This window comes from Nocardioides sp. S-1144, from assembly GCF_005954645.2.
Taxonomy (GTDB): domain Bacteria; phylum Actinomycetota; class Actinomycetes; order Propionibacteriales; family Nocardioidaceae; genus Nocardioides; species Nocardioides dongxiaopingii.
The window spans coordinates 3,854,184-3,877,005 of sequence record NZ_CP040695.2 but is presented as its reverse complement, the minus strand read 5'-3'; the positions used below and the strand labels follow the sequence as shown (position 1 = coordinate 3,877,005).

At 74.3% G+C, this 22,822-nt stretch carries 24 protein-coding genes; 17 read left to right on the top strand and 7 right to left on the bottom strand.

Going from position 1 to position 22,822, the window contains the following annotated elements:
- The first annotated feature begins 181 nt into the window (after positions 1-181).
- The 5 genes from FE634_RS18300 to FE634_RS18285 are packed head-to-tail and all read left to right on the top strand — an operon-like array spanning position 182 to position 3,501.
- Positions 182-1,753 (top strand): phage tail sheath family protein, encoded by a 1,572-nt coding sequence (locus tag FE634_RS18300; protein ID WP_137294538.1) that lies wholly within the window; start codon positions 182-184, stop codon positions 1,751-1,753.
- 47 nt (positions 1,754-1,800) lie between these two features.
- Positions 1,801-2,280: a phage tail protein gene (locus FE634_RS18295; protein ID WP_134766694.1), complete on the top strand. Its 480-nt coding sequence runs from the start codon at positions 1,801-1,803 to the stop codon at positions 2,278-2,280.
- Positions 2,277-2,813 (top strand): hypothetical protein, encoded by a 537-nt coding sequence (locus tag FE634_RS18290; RefSeq protein WP_222847615.1) that lies wholly within the window; start codon positions 2,277-2,279, stop codon positions 2,811-2,813. Before FE634_RS18295 ends, FE634_RS18290 begins: the two co-directional genes overlap by 4 nt.
- A 27-nt stretch (positions 2,814-2,840) precedes the next feature.
- On the top strand, positions 2,841-3,017 hold the full coding sequence (locus FE634_RS21215; protein ID WP_167736569.1) for a DUF6760 family protein: 177 nt from the start codon (positions 2,841-2,843) through the stop codon (positions 3,015-3,017).
- Positions 3,007-3,501 (top strand): phage tail protein, encoded by a 495-nt coding sequence (locus FE634_RS18285; RefSeq protein ID WP_137294545.1) that lies wholly within the window; start codon positions 3,007-3,009, stop codon positions 3,499-3,501. Before FE634_RS21215 ends, FE634_RS18285 begins: the two co-directional genes overlap by 11 nt.
- A 654-nt stretch (positions 3,502-4,155) precedes the next feature.
- On the opposite strand, the gene FE634_RS18280 is transcribed toward FE634_RS18285, so the two are convergent.
- Complete coding sequence (locus FE634_RS18280; RefSeq protein ID WP_148240853.1) at positions 4,156-6,048, bottom strand: hypothetical protein; 1,893 nt, start codon at positions 6,046-6,048, stop codon at positions 4,156-4,158.
- A gap of 51 nt (positions 6,049-6,099) precedes the next feature.
- A complete protein-coding gene (locus FE634_RS18275) occupies positions 6,100-6,411 on the bottom strand; it encodes a hypothetical protein (protein WP_148240852.1) in 312 nt (103 codons plus the stop codon).
- 354 nt (positions 6,412-6,765) lie between these two features.
- Here FE634_RS18275 and FE634_RS18270 point away from each other — a divergent pair, with 354 nt between their 5' ends.
- From FE634_RS18270 to FE634_RS18240, 7 genes are read left to right on the top strand one after another with little or no spacing between them, the layout of a single operon-like run.
- The gene (locus FE634_RS18270; protein ID WP_148240851.1) at positions 6,766-7,221 is read left to right on the top strand and encodes a hypothetical protein; all 456 of its coding nucleotides are present in this window, start codon (positions 6,766-6,768) and stop codon (positions 7,219-7,221) included.
- Positions 7,221-7,877, top strand: a complete 657-nt coding sequence (locus tag FE634_RS18265; protein ID WP_138876702.1) for a CIS tube protein — start codon at positions 7,221-7,223, stop codon at positions 7,875-7,877. Before FE634_RS18270 ends, FE634_RS18265 begins: the two co-directional genes overlap by 1 nt.
- A complete protein-coding gene (locus tag FE634_RS18260) occupies positions 7,877-9,640 on the top strand; it encodes a phage baseplate assembly protein V (protein WP_138876701.1) in 1,764 nt (587 codons plus the stop codon). The genes FE634_RS18265 and FE634_RS18260 overlap by 1 nt, the downstream gene beginning before the upstream one ends.
- Entirely contained in the window at positions 9,640-10,074 is a 435-nt protein-coding gene (locus FE634_RS18255; protein ID WP_137295306.1) for a GPW/gp25 family protein, read from the top strand. The genes FE634_RS18260 and FE634_RS18255 overlap by 1 nt, the downstream gene beginning before the upstream one ends.
- A gap of 33 nt (positions 10,075-10,107) precedes the next feature.
- Positions 10,108-12,060 (top strand): putative baseplate assembly protein, encoded by a 1,953-nt coding sequence (locus FE634_RS18250; RefSeq protein ID WP_148240850.1) that lies wholly within the window; start codon positions 10,108-10,110, stop codon positions 12,058-12,060.
- Complete coding sequence (locus FE634_RS18245; RefSeq protein WP_137295304.1) at positions 12,057-12,644, top strand: phage tail protein; 588 nt, start codon at positions 12,057-12,059, stop codon at positions 12,642-12,644. The genes FE634_RS18250 and FE634_RS18245 overlap by 4 nt, the downstream gene beginning before the upstream one ends.
- Positions 12,645-12,646: 2 nt before the next feature.
- Positions 12,647-13,222, top strand: coding sequence for a hypothetical protein (locus tag FE634_RS18240; protein ID WP_138876700.1), 576 nt, complete (start codon positions 12,647-12,649; stop codon positions 13,220-13,222).
- 21 nt (positions 13,223-13,243) lie between these two features.
- On the opposite strand, the gene FE634_RS18235 is transcribed toward FE634_RS18240, so the two are convergent.
- The gene (locus tag FE634_RS18235) at positions 13,244-13,450 is read right to left on the bottom strand and encodes a helix-turn-helix domain-containing protein (protein WP_137295302.1); all 207 of its coding nucleotides are present in this window, start codon (positions 13,448-13,450) and stop codon (positions 13,244-13,246) included.
- Entirely contained in the window at positions 13,450-13,917 is a 468-nt protein-coding gene (locus FE634_RS18230) for a DUF2975 domain-containing protein (protein WP_138876699.1), read from the bottom strand. The genes FE634_RS18235 and FE634_RS18230 overlap by 1 nt, the downstream gene beginning before the upstream one ends.
- Positions 13,918-14,019: 102 nt before the next feature.
- Here FE634_RS18230 and FE634_RS18225 point away from each other — a divergent pair, with 102 nt between their 5' ends.
- Positions 14,020-14,940 carry an NAD-dependent epimerase/dehydratase family protein gene (locus tag FE634_RS18225; RefSeq protein ID WP_148240849.1) on the top strand — a complete coding sequence of 307 codons (921 nt, stop codon included), beginning with the start codon at positions 14,020-14,022 and terminating at the stop codon, positions 14,938-14,940.
- Between the two features lie 12 nt (positions 14,941-14,952).
- Here FE634_RS18225 and FE634_RS18220 read toward each other — a convergent pair whose 3' ends face one another.
- The 3 genes from FE634_RS18220 to FE634_RS18210 are packed head-to-tail and all read right to left on the bottom strand — an operon-like array spanning position 14,953 to position 17,326.
- Positions 14,953-15,711 carry an SDR family NAD(P)-dependent oxidoreductase gene (locus tag FE634_RS18220; protein WP_137295299.1) on the bottom strand — a complete coding sequence of 253 codons (759 nt, stop codon included), beginning with the start codon at positions 15,709-15,711 and terminating at the stop codon, positions 14,953-14,955.
- The gene (locus FE634_RS18215; RefSeq protein WP_138876698.1) at positions 15,711-16,559 is read right to left on the bottom strand and encodes an enoyl-CoA hydratase/isomerase family protein; all 849 of its coding nucleotides are present in this window, start codon (positions 16,557-16,559) and stop codon (positions 15,711-15,713) included. Before FE634_RS18215 ends, FE634_RS18220 begins: the two co-directional genes overlap by 1 nt.
- Positions 16,556-17,326 (bottom strand): tyrosine-protein phosphatase, encoded by a 771-nt coding sequence (locus FE634_RS18210; protein WP_138876697.1) that lies wholly within the window; start codon positions 17,324-17,326, stop codon positions 16,556-16,558. The genes FE634_RS18215 and FE634_RS18210 overlap by 4 nt, the downstream gene beginning before the upstream one ends.
- Positions 17,327-17,440: 114 nt before the next feature.
- On the opposite strand from FE634_RS18210, the gene FE634_RS18205 reads away from it, so the two are divergent.
- The 4 genes from FE634_RS18205 to FE634_RS18195 all read left to right on the top strand — a co-directional run bounded on the left by FE634_RS18205 (position 17,441) and on the right by FE634_RS18195 (position 22,771).
- A complete protein-coding gene (locus FE634_RS18205; RefSeq protein ID WP_137295296.1) occupies positions 17,441-18,301 on the top strand; it encodes a 3-hydroxybutyryl-CoA dehydrogenase in 861 nt (286 codons plus the stop codon).
- A 56-nt stretch (positions 18,302-18,357) separates the two neighbouring features.
- Positions 18,358-20,133, top strand: coding sequence for an outer membrane protein assembly factor BamB family protein (locus FE634_RS18200; protein WP_148240848.1), 1,776 nt, complete (start codon positions 18,358-18,360; stop codon positions 20,131-20,133).
- Positions 20,134-20,194: 61 nt separating this feature from the next.
- Complete coding sequence (locus FE634_RS21210; RefSeq protein WP_170981683.1) at positions 20,195-20,359, top strand: hypothetical protein; 165 nt, start codon at positions 20,195-20,197, stop codon at positions 20,357-20,359.
- A 51-nt stretch (positions 20,360-20,410) separates the two neighbouring features.
- On the top strand, positions 20,411-22,771 hold the full coding sequence (locus tag FE634_RS18195) for a PQQ-binding-like beta-propeller repeat protein (protein WP_148240847.1): 2,361 nt from the start codon (positions 20,411-20,413) through the stop codon (positions 22,769-22,771).
- Positions 22,772-22,822: the final 51 nt, after the last annotated feature.

Below are 22,822 nucleotides of genomic sequence, written 5' to 3'. Positions count from 1 at the left end.
ACGTCAAGACCGGTTGGGACGCACCCTGGTCAGATCGAACCACTTTCCGCCATTACCCGCCGGGGCTCGCCCGACCGGACCACGATTCGACTTGTCAGAACGTGTCTGCCAGGGCGTGATGCCGTCGCCCTCCCGGATCCCACGAAATCACCAAGCCCCGAAGCCACGAAGCGGAGAACCCATGCCTACCTACACCGCACCCGGTGTGTACGTCGAAGAGGTCCCGTCCTCTCAGAAGATCCTCTCGGCTGCCCCCACCGCCGTCGCCGCGTTCGTCGGCTTCACGGAGCTGGCGCCGACCGACGACCCCAACGACCCGCAGGGCCTGGCCCCGCGCCTGGTCACGAGCTGGACCCAGTTCGAGAGCCTGTACGGCGGCTTCGCGCCCGGCTGCATGCTCCCCCTCTCCGTCTACGGCTACTTCGCCAACGGCGGCTCGATCGCCTACATCTGCCGCGTGCCGAACACCGAGCCCGCCGGCGAGCCGGCCACGGCCGCCCTCCCGGCCGCCGACCGCTCCCTCGGCCTGCCCGTCGCGGTCACCAGCGTCGAGCCCGACGCCAACATCGCCGTCCAGGTCACCTCGGACGACGCCGGTGACGACGACGACGCGCAGCCGACCTTCACGATGACGATCATCGAGAACGGCGTCGCGGTCGAGGAGTTCTCCGGCCTCAGCTTCGACAAGGGCGACTCGAACGTCGCCACCAAGGTCAACGCGACCTCGACCAAGGTCAAGGTCGACCTCGACCTTGCCGAGGACGCCGACGTCGCCAGCCAGCTCGAGCTGGTCAAGCCCGGCACCTACAGCCTCTCGAAGGCCGCGCCGATCCCGGTGCCCGTCACCGGCAAGAAGTTCGCCGGCTCGGAGTCGGCCCGCGCCGGCATCAACGGTCTCGCGGTCGCCGAGGACGTCACCATGGTGATCGTCCCCGACCTCGTCACCGCGGCCACCAAGGAGGACGGCAGCCTCGACCTCGGTCTGTGGAAGGCCGTCCAGACCGCCCTGATCTCGCACTGCGAGCAGAACGGCAACCGGATGGCGGTCCTCGACGCGCCTCCCGGCATGAACCCGCAGCAGGTCAAGGAGTGGCGCTCGGAGACGGCCATGTACGACTCGGCCTACGCCGCGCTGTACTACCCCTGGGTCAAGGTCGAGAACCCGAACCCGACCAACGGCGAGACCGAGATCCTCATCCCCCCGTCGGGCCACGTGGCCGGCGTCTGGGCCCGCACCGACGACACCCGCGGCGTGTGGAAGGCCCCGGCCAACGACACCATGCGCGGCGTCCTCGACATCGAGCGCTCGGTGACCCAGAACGAGCAGTCGCTGCTCAACCCGATCGGCGTCAACTGCATCCGCCCGTTCGGCACCCGCGGCATCCGCATCTGGGGCGCGCGCACCCTGGCCTCGGACACCGACTGGAACTACATCAACGTCCGCCGCCTGTTCAACATGGTCGAGTCGACCATCCTCGAGGGCACCCAGTACGCCGTCTTCGAGCCGAACGACATGGCGCTCTGGGAGGGTGTGAACCGCACCGTCAGCGGCTTCCTGCGTGGTCTGTGGACCGCCGGCGCCCTGTCGGGTCTCTCGGCCGACGAGGCGTTCTACGTCAAGTGCGACGCGGAGACGAACCCGCCGGAGTCCGTGGACGCCGGCATGCTCGTGGTCGAGGTCGGCATCGCGCCGGTCAAGCCCGCCGAGTTCGTCGTGTTCCGCATCAGCCAGAAGAAGCAGGTCGCCGGCTGACGCCGGAGACCGTCCCCCTCACCCACACCGAGAAAGTGGTTTAGCAGATGCCCAACGAGTCTCTCATCGCGACCGACCCGATCGTCGCGCAGAACTTCTACCTGGAGATCGCCGGCGAGAACATCATCCTCACCGGCGTCTCCGGCCTCGACGTCGAGGCCGACGTCGTCTCCATCCAGCAGGTCGGCAAGACCGGCCGCTCGGAGATGGTCAAGACCCGCGGCAACATCAACAAGGCCGCCGACATCACGATCACCCGGATGGCCCCCATGGATGCCATGTCGGACCCGATCTGGAAGTGGTTCAAGGACATCCGGGACAAGGGCATGGGCGGCACCGCCCGCACCGCGACCCGCAAGGACGGCTCGATCGTGCTCTACGACGGCGCCTACGCCGAGGTCGGCCGCTTCAACTTCTCCAAGGGCTGGCCCAGCAAGATCGCCACGGACGCCGTGAGCACCGACTCCAACGAGGCGGTCAAGGAGACCATCACCCTCGTGATCGAGCGGCTCGACCGCGTCAAGTGAGCTCACTGCGCACGACGTACGAGTTCACGCTGCCGCGAGGCTACGTGGACGACGAGGGCACCCTGCACCGCAAGGGCGTCATGCGGCTCGCGACGGCGCGCGACGAGCTCGCGCCGCTGCGGGACCCCACGGTCCAGGGTCCCGACGACCCGAGGCTGACCATCCTGGTGCTCACCAGGGTGGTCACCCGCCTCGGCTCGCTCGAGCAGATCAACTCGTACGTCATCGAGGGCCTGTTCGCGGTCGACCTCGCGTTCCTCCAGGACTTCTACGGAGTGATCAACTTCGGGAACCAGGAGGAGTTCGACGCCCTGATCGCGGCGCAGGAGTCCAGTGCGCTGGTCGGGTCGTCCGCACCCGCCCCGTCCTCGGCCCCCGCGGCGGCTCCGGCCGCCGAGGGTGCCGGGCCGGGGTCCGCGGACGACGCGACCGCTCCTCCGGCCCCGGCCGGACCGACGGGTGTCTCGGAGCAGGTGTCGGAGCGACCCAGCCTGCGGCACAGCGTCGAGGAGCTGCCGCGTCGCTCGTCGTAGCGTGCGTCGGGACAGGAGCACCGCCGCATGATGCGCTACCCGAGTGATGCCCTGTGGCAGGAGATCGCCTACCTGGCCTACCACCTGCACTGGCCGCTCGACGAGCTGCTCGACCTTGAGCACATGGACCGCGTGCGGATGGTGCGCGCGGTCGTCTCCCTGAACGAACGAGCCTGGCAGGTGGTGCGTGAGTATGGCCAGTAGCGGCGGAACCGGCAGCCCCGCCGAGGATCCCCTCGGCGGGGACATCCCCACCGCGAACCGGTTCCTGTTCGAGCTGGACGGCGTCGAGATCGGCGTCTTCCGCGAGCTCTACGGGCTTCAGGTCACCGTCGGCGTCGAGGAGTTCCGCGAGGGCGGGCAGAACGGCTTCAGCCACCGCGTGCCCGGCCGGATGACCTGGCCGAACATCGTTTTCAAGCGCGGCGTCACCTCCAGCAACGCGCTCTTCGAGTGGCTCCAGAAGAGCTCGGGCGAGGGGTTCGCCAGCTCGGGCAACAAGCTGACCCGCTCGACCGGCGCCGTCACCGCCATCGACCACGTCGGCACCCGGCTGCGCGCCTGGGAGCTGATCGACGTCTTCCCCGTACGGTGGAAGGGACCCGACTTCTCCGTCGCCAGCCAGGACGCCCTCGAGGAAGAGCTCGAGATCGCCCACCACGGGTTCCGCGCCAAGACCCAGGCCTGACCCCGGACCCCCCGAGATGACCGACATGACCGACGCACCGGCGGCCCCCGCCGACTCCCCGCCCCCGACCACGCCGTGGCTGGGCGGTGCCGTGCGCCGTCGTCTGCGCCTGCCCGGTCCGCCGGTCGGGCGCCCGTTGCCGTCCCGGATCGGGTCGCTGGCCTCCGGGGTCTCCCGCTTCGCCGCCGCCACCTCGCGCCCGATCGACATCCGGCGCGCGCTGGCCGGCCCCGACCCCGGCGGCCCCGGCGTCCGTCCGCCGCGCTGGTGGGTACCGCGCCCGGCCGACGACGTCGCGGACGCCGCGGACGCCGTCGACCCCCGCCCCGTCTTTCGTCAGACCGGGCCTCCGGTGGTCTCGACACGCGGTGACTCCGTCCCCGCGGCTCGACCAGCGGGAGCTGCCCCTGTCGGTCGGGCCGAGTCGAGAACAGCGGGAGCTGCCTCCGCTGGTCGAGCCGGCGAGCGCCAGCGAGCCGAGTCGAGTGCGCCGGCCCCCGCCTCCGCTGGTCGAGCCGGCGAGCGCCAGCGAGCCGAGTCGAGACCTCCGGCCCCCGGGCCCGCCTGGCTCAGCCCGTCACGGCCGCTCGAGGTGGAGGCGCTGCCCGAGCGCCGGCTGCCCCGCGCGGCGCGCTCGGTGCCCCAGGAGGACACCTACACGCCCGGCGGCATCGTCGGCGGCCTGACCGCCCAGGTCGCCCAGGTGCGCCGGCACGTCGAGGTCCAGGCGGCCGGTCCGATGCTCACCCCCGGTGACCTCTCCCGGCTCCAGGCCACCCGCCGCGTCGTCGCGCCCCCGCCGGACCCGGCGCCCCCGGTGCGGCGGACGCCGTCCACCGCCGCCGCGAGCGCCACCCCCACCAGCCCGCCCCGCGCCGACGGTCCCGACCCCGGTGACGGTCCCGCGGCACCCCCCGGCCCGTCCGCCGGCCCGTCCGGCGGTCCGCCCGCGGGCCCGTCCGGTGGCTCCTCCGGTGGCTCCGGGCCCGGCACGCCGAGCCCGCCGTCCGCCCCGGTCAGCGGTCCGTCCGGGGCGGCGGTGTCGACCCCCGCGTCGTCCGCCTCGTCCCCTGTCTCCTCGTCCTCTGCCTCCGCGGCGCCCTCCTCGGCGGCCGGCCCCGTCCGCCGCGCGTCGTGGCAGCTCGGCTCCGGACCCGGCCGGTTCGGGACGATGGTCCGCCGCACCCCGGCCACCGCCGCCACGCACACGGCCGCCTCGGCGCCGCTGGCCGCCGGCCGCGCCGCGCTCGACAGCGGCGTCCGCGACGCCCGGACGCTCGCCGCGTCGGCGCCGTCCCTGATCCGTCGCTCGGCCACCCCGCCCGGCGTCTCCCGCCGCGACGTGTGGTCGGCCGGCAGCCTGGTGATGCGGCAGTCCGGCCGCTCGGCCGGCATGGCGCTGAGCAGCGCGGGAGCGCGCTCGCGCTCGACCGCGCCCGGGCTGGCCGCGGCGTCGACGCCCAGCCGCCCGACCTCGGCCGGGACCACGCCCCTGGCTCCGGCTCCGGCCGCGTCCGCGGCAACGGTCCCGGGCAGCACGACCGGGAGCGGCGGTGTGCCCGTCGCCGCGGCGACCGCGTTGCCCTCGGCCCAGCAGCGAGGACTCGACAGCGCGGTCCGCGACGGCGACGCCGTGCGCGCCGCAGGCCCCGGCCTCATCGCCCGCTCCCACGCCGCCCCGGCCACCGGTGCCGGTGCCGCTGCCGGAGCCGCTGCCGCGCGCCGGGAGCGCTGGACGGCGTCCAGCCCGGTGATGCGCCAGGCCGGCGGCACGGTCCGTCGTTCGACGGCGACCGCGGCGTCGTCCCCGGCGTCTATCGCCTCGGCCGACGTCGCACCCGTCGCCTCGCCCTCCTCGTCACCCGCCCCGTCGCAGGTCCGCGCCACCGCCTCACCCGCGGTGGCCCCGGCAGTGGCGCCGGCCGCCGGGTCCTCGACGACGGCACCCCCCGCGCCCGCGTCCCCCGGAGCCCAGCAGCACGGCCGGCCTGCCGCCGCCGTTCCGGCGGCACCCGCCGCCGTTCCGACCACATCCACCGTGGCTGTCGGCCGGAGCCCCGGCGGCGTCCTGCGCCGGATGCTCGGGGCGACCCCTGCGACTCCTGCGACCCCTGCTGCCCAGGCCGCGGCCGCCTCGGGTCCCGCCCCGGCCGCCGGCGACCCGAGCGGGTCGGCCCCGCCGCCGATCGCCCCGATCCAGACCGCGCCGGGGCTCGCCGCCTCGGCCGCCGCCCCCGGACTCGCGCGCAGCACCCGCCGCCCGGTCCGCCGTCTGTGGAGCACCGACCAGGTCATCGCCCCCGCCGCCGACGTGCGCCGCTCGGCCGTGGTGGGCCGGCAGGCCCCGGTGGTCGCGGGCGTCACGGCAGCGGACGCGGGCTTCTCCGCCGGGTCGGCGACCGTGGTCCGCCGCAGCGTCGACGCCGCCGTCCCCACCCCGGCCACCCAGGGCGGCACGCCCGCCGGCACGCCCGCCGAGGTCGTCCCCGCGGCTGCCGCCCCCGCCCCGGCGGCGCCGGCCGCCGTCCCCGTGACCGCGCCGACCATCGCCGCGTCGATCGGCCGCGTCGGCGCGACGTCGGTCGCGATGGGCGACCTCTACTCGGTGCGCCGCTCCACCCGGCACGGCGTCGACGCCGGCCACCCGCTGGCGACCGCGCTGGGCACCGCCGAGGACATCCGGCCCGCCACCGCGAGCGCCTCGCTCCCGGACCCCCGCCTGGTCGGCGCCGCCGGTGGTCGTGCGGGCCGGGCCGGTCGCGCCGCGTCGGCCCCGGAGTCGATCCGTCGCCACGTCGCCCGGGCCTCCGCGCCGTCCGCGGCGTCGGTCCGCAGCCGCGGCTCCGCGGTCCGCACCACGCCCGGCACCACGGGCGGCTCCGCGCCCGGCACCACGTCCGCGGCGTCCACCGTGCTGCGGTGGGCTGCGCCGCCGGTCCCTGACCCCGCGTCGAGCGACTCGGCGTCCGTCGTACGCCGCTCCGGCCCCGGCGCCCAGGTCCCCGCGCTCGGTCGCCACCCGGCGGCCGGCACCGCCGAGGCGGTCGCGCTCGTGGCCCGCTCGGGTGGGCCGCCGCTCGGCCCGGGAGGTCCGACCGGACCGGCGGCCCCCGCCGTGGCCCGCCTCGGCCGCGCCGGCACCCCAGCGACGCCGGGCGGACCGGCTGTCGCCGGGCCCGACCCGAGCCTGCTGCGCCGGATGACCGTCGCCCCGCCCCGGGTCAGCATCAGCCGTCGCGGCCGGCGGCTGCCGGCGCGCCCCCGGTGCCGGCCTCCGCCCGGGCCGACGTGGTCCGCCGCTCGAGCACCACGACGCCGGCCACCCCCGCCTCGCCCGCGGCACCGCCGGCCGGCGGCTCGCTGCTCTCCTCGACCGCCCACCTGTTCGGTGACGCCCAGGCCGGCGTCGTCCGGCGCCTGCTCGACCAGGGAGGACCCGCCATGCCCAGTGGCAGCGCACCAGACTTCTTCGGCCAGGGTCGCGAGAGCTGGGAGCTCGAGCACCGCGGAGGCAGCATCCAGCCCGCCGAGGACATGACGGGGTGGACGTCGAACGACGGCTACCGCGGCTTCGCGGTCAACACCGCCGACGCCGACGCCGGGAACCTGCCCGGTGACGCGATGGACGCGCTCGTCGACGCCGTCGTCGAGCGGATCGAGGCCCGCGTGGTCGACGAGCTCGAACGGCGCGGACGGCGCCAGGACTGGGGAGTGTTCTGATGGCAGAGCTGGAGAAGGCGTTCCTCGAGATCGAGGGCGGCGCGAAGGTGCCGTGCCTGTACAACCCCGAGACCCTCAGCGTCGGCCGGCGCAACAACTGGACCTCCAACCCGATGCCGGGCAAGGGCGTCCCGACGCTGCAGTACGCCGGCGCGACGTCCGGGTGGATGCGTCTGGACCTGGTCTTCGACACGACGTCCGACGGCACCCCGGTCAGCGTCCACACCGGCAAGATCCTCGGCCTGATGGACGTCGACCCGAACCTGCCCGGCAGCGACGAGACGTCCAACAACGTGCGCCCGCCGACGCTGACCTTCCACTGGGGCGACCTGCACTCCTTCGTCGCCGTCGTGCAGGACCTCAAGCTGACCTTCACCTACTTCTCCTCCTCGGGCGTGCCGCTGCGGGCCAGGATGCTGCTCGAGCTGCGCCAGTACGAGGAGTCGCACGCGTTCGGGCCGCAGAACCCGACGTCCGGCACCCCGAAGCCGCACCGCACCCACCGGGTGCTGCCCGGCGAGACGCTCGACCGGATCAGCGCGCGCTACTACGGCAACGCCACCCGGTGGCGGATGCTCGCCGACGCCAACGGGCTGCAGGACCCGCTCGCGGTCCGCCCGGGCACCATCCTGGACATCCCGCGGCTGGAGAACTGATGGCCGAGCTCGGGATCGCGCCGACCGTCACGGTGGGCGGCGCCGCCCTGCGCTCCCAGTGGCTCGACCTGCTCGCGAGCGTCCGGATCGACCTCGCGATCGGCCTGTCCGGCCGCACCGTGCTGCGCTTCCGGGACCGCGGGTTCGCGCTGTCGACGTCCCAGGAGTTCGCGATGGGCGTGGAGGTGGAGGTCACCGCCGGGGGCAACCAGCTGATGATCGGGGAGGTGACCGGCGTCGTCCTGGAGCAGGGGGCCGGTCAGACGCCCGTGCTCGTGGTCACCGTCGACGACAAGGCGTGCCGGCTCAACGGCTCGACGAAGAACCGCACCTTCCTGAACCAGACCTACTCCGACGTGGTCCGCAAGATCATCGGCGAGTCGGGCCTCTCGGTCGGCAGCGTGGGCGCGACCAGCCCGGCGCACGCCTACCAGCTCCAGGCCGGCAGCAACCTGGCCTTCCTGAACGCCATCTGCTCCCGCGCCGGGCTCGCCTGGTGGGTCGAGGGGGTCGCCCTGAACGTCGTCCCGGTCGGGACCGCGGGCGCGACGGTGCCGCTGGCGCTCGGCACCGACGACCTCACGTCGTTCTCGGTGCGCGCCACCAACACCGGCCCGGCGCAGGTCGTCGTGCGCGGCTGGAACCCCGACCAGCAGGCGGTCGTCAGCGGCGAGCACACCACGAGCGTCACCGGGGAGTCCGCCTTCGTCGCCAAGGCGGCCGGCCGCGCCACCCGCCCCTCGCGGGGCGCCACCGACGTCATCCTGGCGGCACCGGCGCTCGACGCCGGCGAGGCCGGCACGATGGCCAGGGCCCGGTTCGCCGAGGCGAGCTCCGCGGCGGTCGTCGCCAAGGGCGGCGGCGCGATCAACTCCCGGATCAAGCTCTACGACAAGGTCAAGATCGCGAATGCCGGCCCGGCGTCCGGCTCCTACCTCGTCACCGGCCTCGAGCACGTCTACAGCCACAGCGCGGGGTTCCGGACCCACTTCACCGCCGGGCCGGTCCGCCCCGCCGGCCTCGTCGACCTGCTCGGGACCCCGCCGCCCGACTCGGGGATGGCCGTGTCCGGCGTCCTGGCCGCGCTCGTCACGAACCTCAAGGACCCCGACAACAAGGGCCGGATCGCCGTCAAGTACTCCGCCGTCTCCGAGGAGGTCGAGTCGGCCTGGGCGCGGATGGTCGTCCTCGGCGCCGGCAAGGACCGCGGGATGCTCTTCTACCCAGAGGTCGGCGACGAGGTGCTGATCGCCTTCGAGAACGGCGACACCCGCCGGCCCGTCGTCCTCGGCGGGCTCTTCTCGGCCAAGAACACCCTGCCGGTCGGCAGCGGCACGGCCGTGGCCAACAACAAGATCAAGTACCGCCGGATCACCTCGCGGCTCGGTCACATGGTCGAGCTCGCCGACGGCGAGCAGCCCGGCGAGCAGCACATCCTGCTGCAGCACCAGGAGAAGAAGCACCAGATCAAGATCTCCGGTGAGGAGGTCGAGGTGATCTCCGACGGGCTGCCGATCACGTTGTCGAACGGCCAGGCCAAGGTGGTCCTGGCCAAGAACGGCGACATCACCCTCGACGGCAACAACATCGAGATCAAGGCGAAGGCCGGCATCAAGGTCACCGCCAACGGCCAGGTCGCCGTCAAGGGCACGGCCGGCACCGAGGTCGGGGGCTCGACGGTGAAGGTCAAGGCGGACGGCATGGCCTCGGTCGAGGCGAGCGGCCCGCTCACCCTCAAGGGCGCGATGGTGGCGATCAACTGATGAGCGAGCTGACGGTGCCGGGCGGACACGGGGACGAGACGTCGTTCATCGGACGCGGCTTCGGCTGGCCGATGGGCGTCGACCACACCGGCTCGATCCGGCTGTCGAGCGGCGTCCCCGAGCTGGACCGCTCGATCGAGATGGTGCTGATGACCGCGCCGGGGGAGCGGCTGATGCGGCCGCAGTTCGGCTGCCGGATCTGGGACCTGCTCTTCGAGCCGGTCACCGCCAACCTGCTCGGTCTCATCAACCAGGCCGTGCGCGACGCCCTGGCCCAGTGGGAGCCGCGGATCACCGTCGAGGAGGTCACCAGCACCGGCGACGACTCCTCCTCCTCGCTGGTCAACATCCACATCGGCTACCGCGTCCGCTCCACCAACGACCGCCGCAACCTCGTCTACCCGTTCTACGTCATCCCGCACGACGCCGAATAGCCGTCGCGAAGCCCAGTCAGGACACCCGAAGCCATGCCCCTGCCGAGCCCGTCCCTCGACGACCGCACCTTCCAGGACATCGTCGACGAGGCCAAGCGGATGATCCCCCGCTTCTGCCCGGAGTGGACCAACCACAACGTCTCCGACCCCGGTGTCGCGCTCATCGAGCTGTTCGCGTGGATGAGCGAGATGGTGCTCTACCGCGTCAACCAGGTGCCCGACCGGCTCTACACGCACTTCCTCAACATGGTGGGGATCGAGCCGTTCCCGCCGTCGGTGGCCGGCACGAACCTCACGTTCTGGCTCTCCGCCGTGCTGGAGTCCGCGGTCGTGGTGCCCGCCAGCACCGAGGTGATGACGGTGTCGACCACGTCGGCCGCGGTCGACTCGGTGGTCTTCTCGACCGTCGCCGAGCTGGTCATCGCGCCGCCGCGGCTCGAGCACGCCAAGGTGTCGACCGCCGTCGAGGGGACGGTCACCGACGTGTGGGACGACCTCCGCTTCGGCACCGTCGGCGCCCGCGTCTTCGCCTCCTCCACGATGGCCGTGGGCGACACCTTCTGCCTCGGTTTCCGCGACTCGCTCGCCGGCATGGTGCTGCGCCTGGCCGTCGAGGCCCAGGCCGAGGGCATCGGCGTCGACCCGCGCAACCCGCCGATCGCCTGGGAGGTCTGGAACGGTGAGGGCTGGCTGGCCACCGAGGTCTACGAGGACACCACGGGCGGGCTGAACCGGGCCGGCGAGATCGTGCTGATGGTCCCCGTCGAGCACCAGCCGATGAGCGTCGGCAACCAGTCGGCCTACTGGCTGCGGGCCCGCCTGCTGCCCACGGCGAACGGCCGGCCGACCTACCAGGCCTCGCCGCGGGTGCAGCGCATCGAGGTCTCCGCCCTGGGCGGCACGGTGCGCGCCGAGCACGCCGAGGAGGCTCCCGGCGAGCAGGTCGGCCGCAGCGACGGCGGCGCCGCCCAGCGCTTCTCGGTCACCCACCGTCCGGTGCTCCCGCGCCGCGGCGACGAGGTGGTCCGCGTCGTCGACGGGAGCGAGGTGCAGGAGTGGACCGAGGTCGCCGACTTCTCCGGCTCCACCCCGCGTGACCGGCACTACGTGTGGAACGACAGCAACGGCGAGATCCAGTTCGGTCCGCGGGTGCGCTACCCCGACGGGTCGGTGCGCCAGCACGGCGACATCCCCCGCGACGGCGCGATGATCGAGGTCAGCGGCTACCGCCACGGCGGCGGCTCGCGCGGCAACGTCGGAGCCCGCACCCTCACCCTGCTGCGCTCGACCGTCCCCTTCGTCAGCGGCGTGGTCAACCTGCTGCCGGCGACCGGCGGCGTCGACGCGGAGAGCGTCGAGGAGGCCAAGGTCCGCGGCCCGCTCACCCTGCGGACGGGCCAGCGCGCCGTCACCGCCCAGGACTACGAGCGGCTCACCCTCGAGGCCTCGCCCGCGGTGGCCCGTGCCCGGTGCCGCTCGGCCCGGCGTGGCAACGGCACGGTGCAGCTGCTCGTCGTCCCGGAGGTGCGCGGCGAGGCCGGCGGCCACACCATCGACGACTACGCCATCTCCGCGCAGCTGATGGCCACCGTCACCGACCACCTCGACGCCCACCGCGTCGTGGGCACCGCCGTGGAGGTGACCACGCCGTTCTACCAGGGGGTCTCGGTGGTCGCGCTCGTCCACGGCGCCCCCGGGCGGCCCCAGGGCATCGTCAAGCAGCGCGCCTCCGAGGCGCTGGCCCGGTTCGTCAACCCGCTCATCGGCGGGCCCGACGGCGCGGGCTGGCCCTTCGACGCCGACCTGAACGTCGCCACCGTCACCCAGCTGCTCGAGTCGGTCGAGGGCGTCGAGCGGGTCGAGGAGGCGCTGCTGTTCGAGTACGACCTGCGCACCGGACGCCGCCTCGGCGCGGCCAAGGACGTCATCCGGCTCGACCGCCAGTCGCTGTTCCTCTCGGCGTCCCACCAGGTGGTGGTGCGATGAGCGCCCTGGTCAAGGTCTCCTCGGCCGGGCTGACGCGCCCGCGCAAGCCGCGGCGTCCCGACGACTGGATGCTGCGCCAGCTGCCGGTGCAGATGCTCAGCCACGACTTCTTCGTCCGGTTCGTCTCGATCTTCCAGGAGCTCGGCAGCACGCTGCTCGAGGACGCCGACGGCGTCGAGCACGCCGTCGACCTCACGATCGCGCCGGAGAGCTCGATCGCCTGGCTCGGGTCGTGGATTGGCGTGGACAAGCTCGACAACTCCATGCCGGAGGCGCTGCGGCGCCGTATCGTGGCCACCGCGGCTCGCACCCTCGCCACGAGGGGCACGGTCGCCGGGCTCACGTCGTACCTCGAGCTCCTCAGCGGCTCCACCGCCGAGGTCGTCGAGGGGGGCGGGATCTGGCGGGCGGGTGAGGTGCCCGACGACACGGCGTGGGTGCGGATGCGGGTCCAGCGGACCGGTTCTCTCGACGAGGCCGCGTTCGTCGACATGGTGCGCGACGAGATCCCGGCCCACGTGACGGCCGAGCTCTGGGTGGCGGACCGCCAGGTGTGGAACTCCGAACAGGACGAGGAATGGTGACCATGCGCGCCGACGGGCAGGCCGACCCCGACGAGGGTCTGGGGAGCCCGGTCAAGCCGGCCGCCCCGGAGCCGCCGGCGGCGCAGACCTCGGGTCTGCCCGTCGTCCCGGTCGTGGCCGAGGACCACGCGCAGTCCGCGCAGGCGGTGGGCCGCTCGGTGACCTGTCCCGAGTGCGGCGCGGTCGCCGAGATCACCGTCAACCGGCGCGAGTCCCACGACTTCTGCCCGCGCTGCGACTTCCCGCTCTTCTGGACGCCGGCACAGCTGGTGCTCAGCGACGCCGACTCCGCGACCCAGGCGCTGCGCCGCCTCCCCGGCACCGGCGGCCGGGTCACCGTCGGCTCGGTGGCCTGCCCGCACTGCGAGGAGGCCAACCCGATCACCGGCTCGCTGTGCCTGCGCTGCGGCGGCGACCTCCACCCGGTCGCGCCGCCGCCCGCTCCCGCGCCGGTCGTCGTGGCCCCGCCGCCGCCCGTGGCGGAGCCGGAGCGGGGCATCCCGCTGTGGTGGTGGGTGCTCGGCACCATCACCTTGTTCCTGCTGGTCGCGGTGGTCGTCGTCCTCCTCCAGGGCTGAGGACGGCGGTGTCGCCCGCCGTCAGTCCTGCTCCCAGCGGATCAGGTCGCCCGGCTGGCACTCGAGCGCCTCGCACAGCGCCTCGAGGGTGTTGAACCGGACCGCCTTGGCGCGGCCGTTCTTGAGCACGGCCAGGTTCGCCGGGGTGATGCCGACCCGCTCGGCGAGCGTGCCGACGCTCATCTTGCGGCGCGCCAGCATGACGTCGATGTCGACCACGATCGCCATCAGATGACGGCCTCGAGCTCGGTGCGCATCGCGGTGGCCTGGGCCAGCAGCGCCCGCATCACCAGCACGGTGAGCGCGACGCCGGCGACCAGGACGCCCAGCCCGCCCAGGAGCAGCACCACCCCCGGGGCGACGTCCTCGCCCGGGGCCAGGACGACGCCGAGGGCGAGGGCGAGCACGGCGGCGGCGGCGATCGCGCCGATCAGCACGTCGACCAGGCGGAACGCCGCGTCGGAGAACACGGTGTCGCGGCGCACCATCGTCACCAGGCGCCAGACGCAGACCATCGCGACCTGGATCGTCACGATGCCGAGGAACACGATGGCGACCACCGGCCAGCGGACGGCGGCGTCCACGTCGTCGAGGTCGGCGGCCAGCAGCGGGACCAGCACCGCCTGGACGACGAGCGACCCGGCCAGGCCGCCGGCCAGCACGAGACGGAGGAGGGTGGTCGTGACCGATCCCATGTCGACACCTTTCAATCGTTGGACGGCGACAATCTATCGAGAATCGATCGATTCCACCAGTGCGGGATCGAGGCCGGGGTGGTGCGTGCCATGGTGGTGGGCATGAGCGAGCGTGCTGCTGCCCCCGTCGTCGTGGTCACCGGGGCGAACGGGTTCGTCGGCTCCCACGTGTGTGCGGCGCTGGTCGAGCGGGGCGCGCAGGTGCGCGCCGTCGTCCGCCGGGCCGCGACGACGCCCGACCTGCCCGGCGTCGAGGAGGTCGTGGGGGAGTTCTCCGACCCCGACCCCGACGTCGCGCGCCGCGTCGTCGAGGGCGCGGCCGCGGTGGTCACCACGGTGCACCCGATGGGCAGCGACCGGGAGACCCAGCAGCGGATCGGGGTCGAGGGCACCACGACCATCGCCCGGGCCGCCGCCGAGGCCGGCGTCGACCGGTTCGTGCACGTCTCGACCGCGTCGGTCTACGACCGCTCGGCCGGCGCCGGTGACGTCGACGAGGCCTCCGCGCTCGCCCCCGACGACGGCGACGACTACTCGGTGACCAAGCGCGACACCGACGCCGCGCTCGCCTCCGTCGACGGGACCACGCGCGTGCTGGTCCGTCCGCCGGCCATCCTCGGTCCCGGGGAGACCTCGATCTGGAACACCCTGCGCCCCGCCGACCTGCGCGACGACGAGACCCAGCGCCGCGACGTCCCCGACCGGACCTTCGCCTGGGTCCACGTCGTCGACCTCGCCTCGTTCCTCGCCGACGTCGCCGTCGGGCTCGTCGCCGCGCACGACGACCCCGAGGTCGGTCCGGTGGCCGGCGGCTGCACCCCGGTGAACCTCGCCGCCGCGCCGGCGACCCAGCGCGACTACTACGGCACCGTCTGCGCCGCCCTCGGCGTCGACCCGGTCTGGGACGACGGACCGGCCTGGACCGGCCGGATCGTCAGCGACCGCGCGCACGGCTGGGGCTGGCGGCCCACGGTCGACCGGGATCGCGCCTTCACCGAGATCGCCGCCGGCCTGCGCGGCTGAGCGGGACCCGCCTCAGCGGGGCAGCTGCCCGTCGTCGACCTTGACGACCGTGCCGGTCACGTACTCCGAGGCCGGAGAGACCAGGTGGAGCAGGGTCGAGTCGAGCATGGCCGGGTCGCCGAGCCGGCGCCGCGGGTAGCCCGCGGTGATGTCGCCCATCCGCTCGAGCATGCCGTCCATCATCTCGGAGGCGAACGCGCCGGGCGCGATGGCGTTGACGTTGATCCCCCGCGCGGCCCACTCGACGGCGAGCACCTCGGTCATCCGGTTCACCGCCGCCTTCGTGACGGAGTAGAGGGCGGCGCCCTCGCCGCCGTACTGGAAGGCCGACATCGAGGAGATGTTCACGATCCGGCCCGGGCGCTCGGCCGCGATCAGCCGGGCGGCCAGCGACGTCGCCAGCAGCCAGGGTCCGCGCAGGTTCGTCTCGAGGACGGCGTCGACGAGCTCGAGCGGCATCCGGTGCGCCCGCCGGGCGTCCGGCACGCCGGCGTTGTTGACGAGGATCGAGGGCAGCCCGAGGGCCTCGGTCACGCCGTCGAGGGTCGCCTCGATCGCGGCCGCGTCGCGCACGTCGAGGACGACGGGCAGCGCGGTGCCGCCCGCCCGACCGATCGCGTCGGCGGCCTCCTGCAGCCGGTCGACGCGGCGACCGGCGATCGCCACCGCCGCCCCGTGGCGGGCCAGGGTCTCGGCGAAGCGGCGGCCGAGGCCGGTCGCGGCGCCGGTGACGAGGGCGACCTGGCCGGCCAGCACCGGCTCGGCGTCCATCACCGCCCCCGGAACGACGGCGGCCGCTTCTCGAGGAACGCGCGTCGGGCCTCGACGGAGTCCTTGGTCAGCGCGGTGATCACCTGCTGCCGGTTCTCCAGCTCGATCATCGTCCGCAACGACGGCACCTCCAGGGCCAGCCACATGCCCTCCTTGGTGAGCTCGACCTGGATCGGCCCGTTGAGCATGATCTCCTCGGCCTTGGCCAGCGCCACGTCGAGCAGCGCCTCGGGGGCGACGACCTCGACGACCAGACCGATCCGGTGCGCCTCGACGGCGTCGAAGCGGCGTCCGGTGAGCATCAGCTCGTGGGCCGCGCCCGCCCCGACGATCCGCGGCAGCAGCCACGAGACGCCGATGTCGCACGCCGAGAACCCGGCCCGGATGAAGGAGACCGCGAAGACCGCGCCCTCCGCGGCGATCCGGACGTCGCTCGCGCACACCAGCGCCAGCCCACCGCCGGCCGCCGGGCCGTTGACCGCCGCGATCACCGGCTGCGGCAGCGAGTGCAGCCGCTCGGTCAGCGCCGCGATCTCGCGCTGCCGCTCGAGGGTGGCCAGCGTCCGGCCGAGCCGCTCGTCGCGCTCGGGGTCGCCGTACCCGCCGAGGTCGAGGCCGGCGCTGAAGGCCCGCCCGGCGCCGGTGAGGACGACGACCCGGCAGGTGGGGTCGGCGGCGATCTCGTCGAGCGTGCGGTGCAGCCGCTGCACGAGGGTCACGTCGAGGGTGTTGAGCCGCTCGGACCGGTCCAGGGTGACCACCCGGACGCCGTCGCGCGGGGTCTCCACCCGCACGGTGCCGGTCGGCGGGTCCGCCGGGCCGGACGGTGTCGTCGGTGTCGTCGTCATCGTTCCTCCTCCACGAGCTGCCGGTCGAGCGCGTCGAGGACGGCGTCCTCGACGCCGACCGAGCGCAGGTAGCCCGCGGCGCCGCCGTGGGTCGCCTGGAGGCCGGCGAGGAACGCGGTCATGGTCGCCGGCTGCGCGCCGAGCGCCTCGGCGGGCAGGGCGGCGATCCGCTCGGCGTAGCCGGGCAGCCCCAGCAGCCGGTCGAGCAGGTCGACGTTCTGGCCCTCGGTGCGGGCGTAGTCGGCGACGATCGCCTCGTCGGTGACGCCGACGGCGGAGAGCAGCAGGGCGACGGTGACGCCGGTGCGGTCCTTGCCGAGCGTGCAGTGCACGAGTGCCGGGGTGCGCCCGGGCGTCGCCACCGCCCGGGTGATCGCCTCGAACGCGTCGGGGGAGTGCTCGAGGAAGCGCAGGTAGTGCGCGGTCATGACCTCGACCGGGCCGGTGCCCTCCTCGCCGGTCGGGTCGACCGCGAAGGACGACCCCGACCGCACGGGCGCGTGCAGGACGTCGTGCTCGACCGCCGCGAGGTGCTCGCTGGTCGCGCCGTCGACCTCGCCGCGCGAGCGCAGGTCGATCCGCAGGCGGACCCCGACCTCGTCGGCGAGCACCGCGGCCTGGGCGGCGTCGAGGTAGAACGGCGTCGCGCTGCGCAGCAGGCGTCCCGACCGGGTGCGGCGGCCGTCACCGGTGGGCAGCCCGCCGACGTCGCGGAGGTTGGCCAGGTCGGGCAGCCGCGGCGGGCCGGTGCTCGCAACGTCGGTCATGCTGGCACCATACCTAACGATCGTTCGGTTTTGTCCAGGTCGCCCGGCCCCCGGTCGGGGCCGGGACCCGGCCGGAGGACATGATGGGCGGAGTCGACCAGCGTGGAGGAGCAGATGAGCGTGAGCAGGGCCGTCAGCAGGGCAGGGGTGGTGGGCTTCGGGCTCATGGGCAGCGGCATCGTGGAGGTCTCGGCCCGCGCCGGGCTGGACGTCGTCGTCGTGGAGGCGGACGACGCCGCCGCGCAGGCCGGGCTGGCCCGGCTCGAGAAGTCGCTGCGCCGCGCCGTCGACCGCGGCAAGCTCGACTCCGCCGAGGCCGTCCTCGAGCGGGTCCGGGTCGAGACCGAGCTCGACGCGCTCGCCGACCGGGACCTGGTGGTCGAGGCCATCGTCGAGCAGGAGGCGGCCAAGGTCGAGCTGTTCAAGCGGCTCGACGCGATCGTCACCTCCCCGGACGCGATCCTGGCCTCCAACACCTCCTCGATCCCGATCATGAAGCTCGGCGTCGTCACGAGCCGTCCCGAGCAGGTGCTCGGCATCCACTTCTTCAACCCGGTCCCCGTGCTGGCGCTCGTCGAGCTGGTACCGAGCCTGCTCACCTCCGCCGAGACCACGGAGCGCTCGCGCGCCTTCGTCGAGGGCTCGCTCGGCAAGCAGGCGATCCTGTGCCAGGACCGGGCCGGCTTCGTGGTCAACTCGCTGCTGATCCCCTTCATCCTCTCCGCGATCCGCATGCTGGAGTCCGGGTTCGCGACCGCCGAGGACATCGACCGCGGCCTGGTCCTGGGCGCCGCCCACCCGCAGGGCCCGCTCGCCCTCGCCGACCTGATCGGCCTCGACACCACCAAGGCCGTCGCGGAGTCGCTCTACGAGGAGTTCAAGGAGCAGCTCTACGCCCCGCCCCCGCTGCTGGCCCGGATGGTCGACGCCGGCCTCCTCGGGCGCAAGACCGGCCGCGGGTTCTACGACTACTGACGTCCCACGACGCCGCAGCGGGTTGAGGGGCGCCCGGCCTGGGCACGACCAGGGTCATGCCCCGCCGCTCCCGTGCCACCGCAGCCGCCGTGCTCGCGCTGTCCCTCACGCTGACGGCGTGCACCGGTGACGACGAGCCCGACCCGGCCACGTCGTCGGGGCCGACGCCGCCCACGCTCGAGCCGGTCTGGCAGAGCGACCCTGCCGACCTGCCGGACGGCGGCGTCGAGGACGTCGTCCTCGACGCCGGGCTCATCGTCCGGGTCGCCTCGGCGGAGGTCGTCGTCCACGACCGGGCGACCGGTGGCCTGGTGTCGCGGTGGTCACCGCCGCGCGGCACGATCTGCCGCGCCTCGGCGACCCTGGGGGACGACGACACCCTCGGGGTCGTGCTGAGCGACCGCCGCCGCGGGTGCCGCACCGCCGTGGCGCTCGACGTGCGCACCGGCACGCTGCGGTGGCAGGCCGCGCTCCACGGACCCGGCGAGCAGCAGTTCACCGGTGGGCTCGTGGTGGCGATTACCGACCGCACGCTGGTCGTGCAGGGTGAGTGTGGCGGCGTCTGGCGCAGGGCGCTGGCCGACGGCCGCGAGCTCGACCGCCTCGCTCCCGGGGGCGCGGGGTGCTACGACCAGGAGAGCACGATCGCGGGCGACCGCGTCGCGATCTCGCACCGGGTCGAGCGGGCCTCGGGAGACCGGGTCGAGCTCGGGCTGTACGACGTCGACTCCGGCCGGTCGTTGTGGACGCGCACCGTCCCGAACCAGTTCCGGACCTCGGTCGAGCAGCTGGACCTGGTCGACCCGCGACGGGTCCTGCTCTCCGCCTCGTCGAGGAACGTGGTCACCACCCGCGCCTGGGACGCCGAGGGGAGGCCCGGGCCGGCGATCGGCAAGAGCGCCCTCGCTCGCTCGTCGACCCGCGACCTGGGCTACGTCGAGGTCGTCGGCCGGCTCGGTGACCTGGTGGTGACTCGCTACCCGGACAGCGCCGACCCGGACGTCCTGCGCGGCCACGACCTCCGCACGGGCGCGGAGGTCTGGGAGCTGGTGCCGCCCGGCGCCGGGACCGAAGGTCACACGATCGAGGCCACCGTCGACGACGACCGGCTGGTCGTCGCCGTCGGCGTCGACGAGCACACCGACCTCCTCGGCTACGACCTCCTCGATCCGGGCACGCCCCAGGTCCTCGGCCGGGTCCCGGGGTCAGGCGTCCGGCTCGACGGCGACCTGGTGCTGGCCGGGTCGGCCGCCTACCTGGTCCCCGAGGACGGCGAGGAGGGCGAATACCGACCCGACACCCCGGCGAGGCTGGGCGACTGGTCCCCCGGCGACGTCCGGCCCGAGGACGCCGTCGACGCGTGCGAGGCGGCCGGCGAGCAGACCCCCGCGCTCCTCGGCTTCCGGCCCGACGACGTGCCGCCGCCCTCGGACTGCACCTGGTACCGCTACGCCCCGCGCGGCGGTGGTGTCGTCATGCTCCGCGTCGAGGTCGAGGTCTTCGCACCGAGACGGAAGGGCGACGGCACGTCGATGCCGGCCGTCGACGTGACGGAGGAGCTGGTCGACTACTACCGCGGCACGGTCGACGGCGACCTCCCGTCGCTGGCCGACGGGTCGCACCCCGGCGACGCCGCCTGGGGGTCCTTCGACATCGTGCGTGGTGACCCGTTCGGCTACGTCCCCGCTGCCATGGTGACCCGGTGGCGCAACGTCGTCGTCCGCGTCGCCGGAGGCTCGACGAGCGTCGGTCCCTACGACCCGGCCGTCGTCCGGGACGCCCTGACGACGGGTACCGAGGCCGTGCTCGACCAGCTGGGCTCCGAGGGCTGAGGCGCCGGTCTCACCCCCGCGGACGTCGTGCGTCGCCCTGGCCCCCCGTAGCGTCGGGGTCATGAGCACCGGACCCGCCGACCCCGACCCGACCACCGCGAAGATCGACACCGACGTCGACGCCGACGCCGACACCCAGTCCGACCCCGCCCTCGACGACAGCACCACGTCGGAGTGGGCCGGCGAGGGCGGCGCGGTCGACGAGGGCCCGGCGACCGACGCCTGACCCCGCCCCGCCCGGGGGTTGGGGCGCCCGCCGAGGGGGCACGACGGGGACATGGCTCCCCGACCGACCCGCCGGCTCCTGGCCGCGGTGTCCCTCCTCCTGCTGGCTCCGACCCTCGTCGCGTGCAGTGCCGACGACGAGCCGGCGGCGCAGCAGACGTCCACGCCGACCGTGACCCCCGAGCCGCCCGCCCTCGAGGAGGCGTGGAGCGTCGGGGGCAGGGATCCGCGGCAGGTCGTCGTGGCCGACGACCTGGTCGTCCTCGCCAGCGACGCCGCCGTGGTGACGGTCCGGAGCGACACCGGCGAGGAGGTGTCGCGGTGGACGCCGCCGCGGGGCCGCACGGTCTGCCAGGTCTCCGACACGGTCGGCGCCGACGGCGTCGTCGGCGTGCTCGTGCAGCAGCGCGGGTGGCGCACGTGCGCGGGAGCCGTGGCCCTCGACGTCCGGACCGGCACGGTCCGGTGGCAGCGGGTGCTCGGCTCGACCGACCCCGACCTGGCCCCCGGTGAGCGGGACCGGTACCACTCGGTGGACGGCATCGCGGTCACCGACCGCACGGTCCTGGTCACCACCTTCTGCAGCGAGGTGCGCCGGTTCGCCCTCGACGACGGTCGGGTGCTCGACTCCCTCGTGCCGCGCGACACGGCGTGCCGCAACGAGAGCGCGATCCTCGGCGACCGGGTCGCGGTGCTCGACTACGAGCTCGGTCCCGACGACACCGTCGACGAGACGGGCACCGGCTGGATCCCCGCGGAGTCCGGGGCCGGCGCGATCGCCCTGTACGACGCCGACAGCGGCCGCCGGCTGTGGAGCCACCTGGTGCGCGACCACCGCTACGCCGAGGTGCACGACGTCGTCGCGGTCGACCCGGTCGTCCTGACGACGACCATCCAGGGCCGCCCCGCCACGCGGCTGTGGAGCGAGGACGGGGAACCGGGGGCCCACGTCGGCAAGACGCCGCCGTCGTCGCTGTTCCGCGAGCCGTCGCTCGAGGTCCTCGGACGGAGCGGGGACCTGCTCGTGGGGCGCTACCCCGAGAGCGCCGACTCCTCGGTCCTGCACGCCTACGACCTCGCGACCGGCGCGGAGCGCTGGACCCTGGCACCGCCGGTGCCGCCCGGCGGGTTCGTGACCGGCGCCGCGGTCGACGGGGACCGGCTGCTGGTCTCGGCGCCGGTGGGTGCCGCGACCGACGTGCTGGCCTACGACCTCGACGAGCCGGGCGAGCCGCAGCTGCTGGGCCGCCTCGACGGCAGCACCCTCAACGGGATGCAGGTCGCGGGCGGGCTCCTCGTCGTCGGGCGGGCCGCGTACCGGCTGCCGGCCGAGGGCGAGTCCGGCGACTACCGGGCCCCGACGAGCCGGGAGGGCGTGGAGGCGTGGGCCGACGACGACGTCCGGCCCGAGCAGGCGGTCGGCGCCTGCGAGGCCGCCGGCGCCAGCGCGCCGCGCCTGCTCCGGCTGGGCTGGGGCGACCGGCCGGCACCGGTGGACTGCCGGTGGCGCCGTGACCGCCAGCCGGCCTACCGCACCCTCGGCCTCTCGGTGCGGGTCGACGTCGGGGAGCCGGGTGTGGACGTGACCGCGACCGAGGCCGCGCAGGAGCTCGCCGACGGCGCCCGCGGGCTCGTGAACGGGGAGCCGCTGGACCCCGACGAGACGCCGCCCCCGCTGCTGCCCCCGGAGGCGACGGTCGGGGAGGAGTCCTGGGGCACCTTCTCCGCCGGGGGTGGCAACTCCTTCGACGGCTACGGCGCCGAGCTGATCACCCGCTGGCACAACGTCGTCGTGGTCGTCGAGGCCGACCAGAGCCTGCAGATCGAGAGCCTGGCCGGCGCGCTGACGCCCTACGGGCGGCTCCAGGACGCGACCTACGTGGCCACCCTCGACGTGCTCCGCTCCCTCGGGGCCGAGGTGGACCTGCCCACCCGCGGGGCCGACGGGCCGGTCGCCCGGGTGGGCGAGATCTGCGGCGAGCTCGCCCCGGTCGTCGCCGACCTGCACCCGGAGCTGCCGCTGGAGTCCGGCGGTCTCGGCGACGAGCAGCGGACCTGCTCGTGGTCGACGGGGGACCTCGGTGAGGTCGTCGTCGTGGTGGACGCCGTGCGCGGCGGGCTCGACGGCACCGCCGCGACCGACCGCGCGGCGACCGTCGCCGCCATGCTCGGGTCCGGTCGCTCGGGGGCCGGGCGCGACGTCGCCGGCCTCCCCGGGGACGTCGTCGCCGTCCGGCGCTACGTCGACCGCGACGGCACCGACTACCTGGTCTGGTCGGTCGCCACCGTCGTGGACAACCTGGCCGTGTGGGTGGAGTACTCCGACTACGGCGGGACCGCCGACCGGGAGTCGATGGAGGCCGGCCTGCGACGGCTGGTGCGCACCGCGACCCGGGCGGCCCGGGCGGGCTGACGGACCGGTCGGCGGACCGCTGACGGATCGGTGGGGCGGAGGGGATCGCGC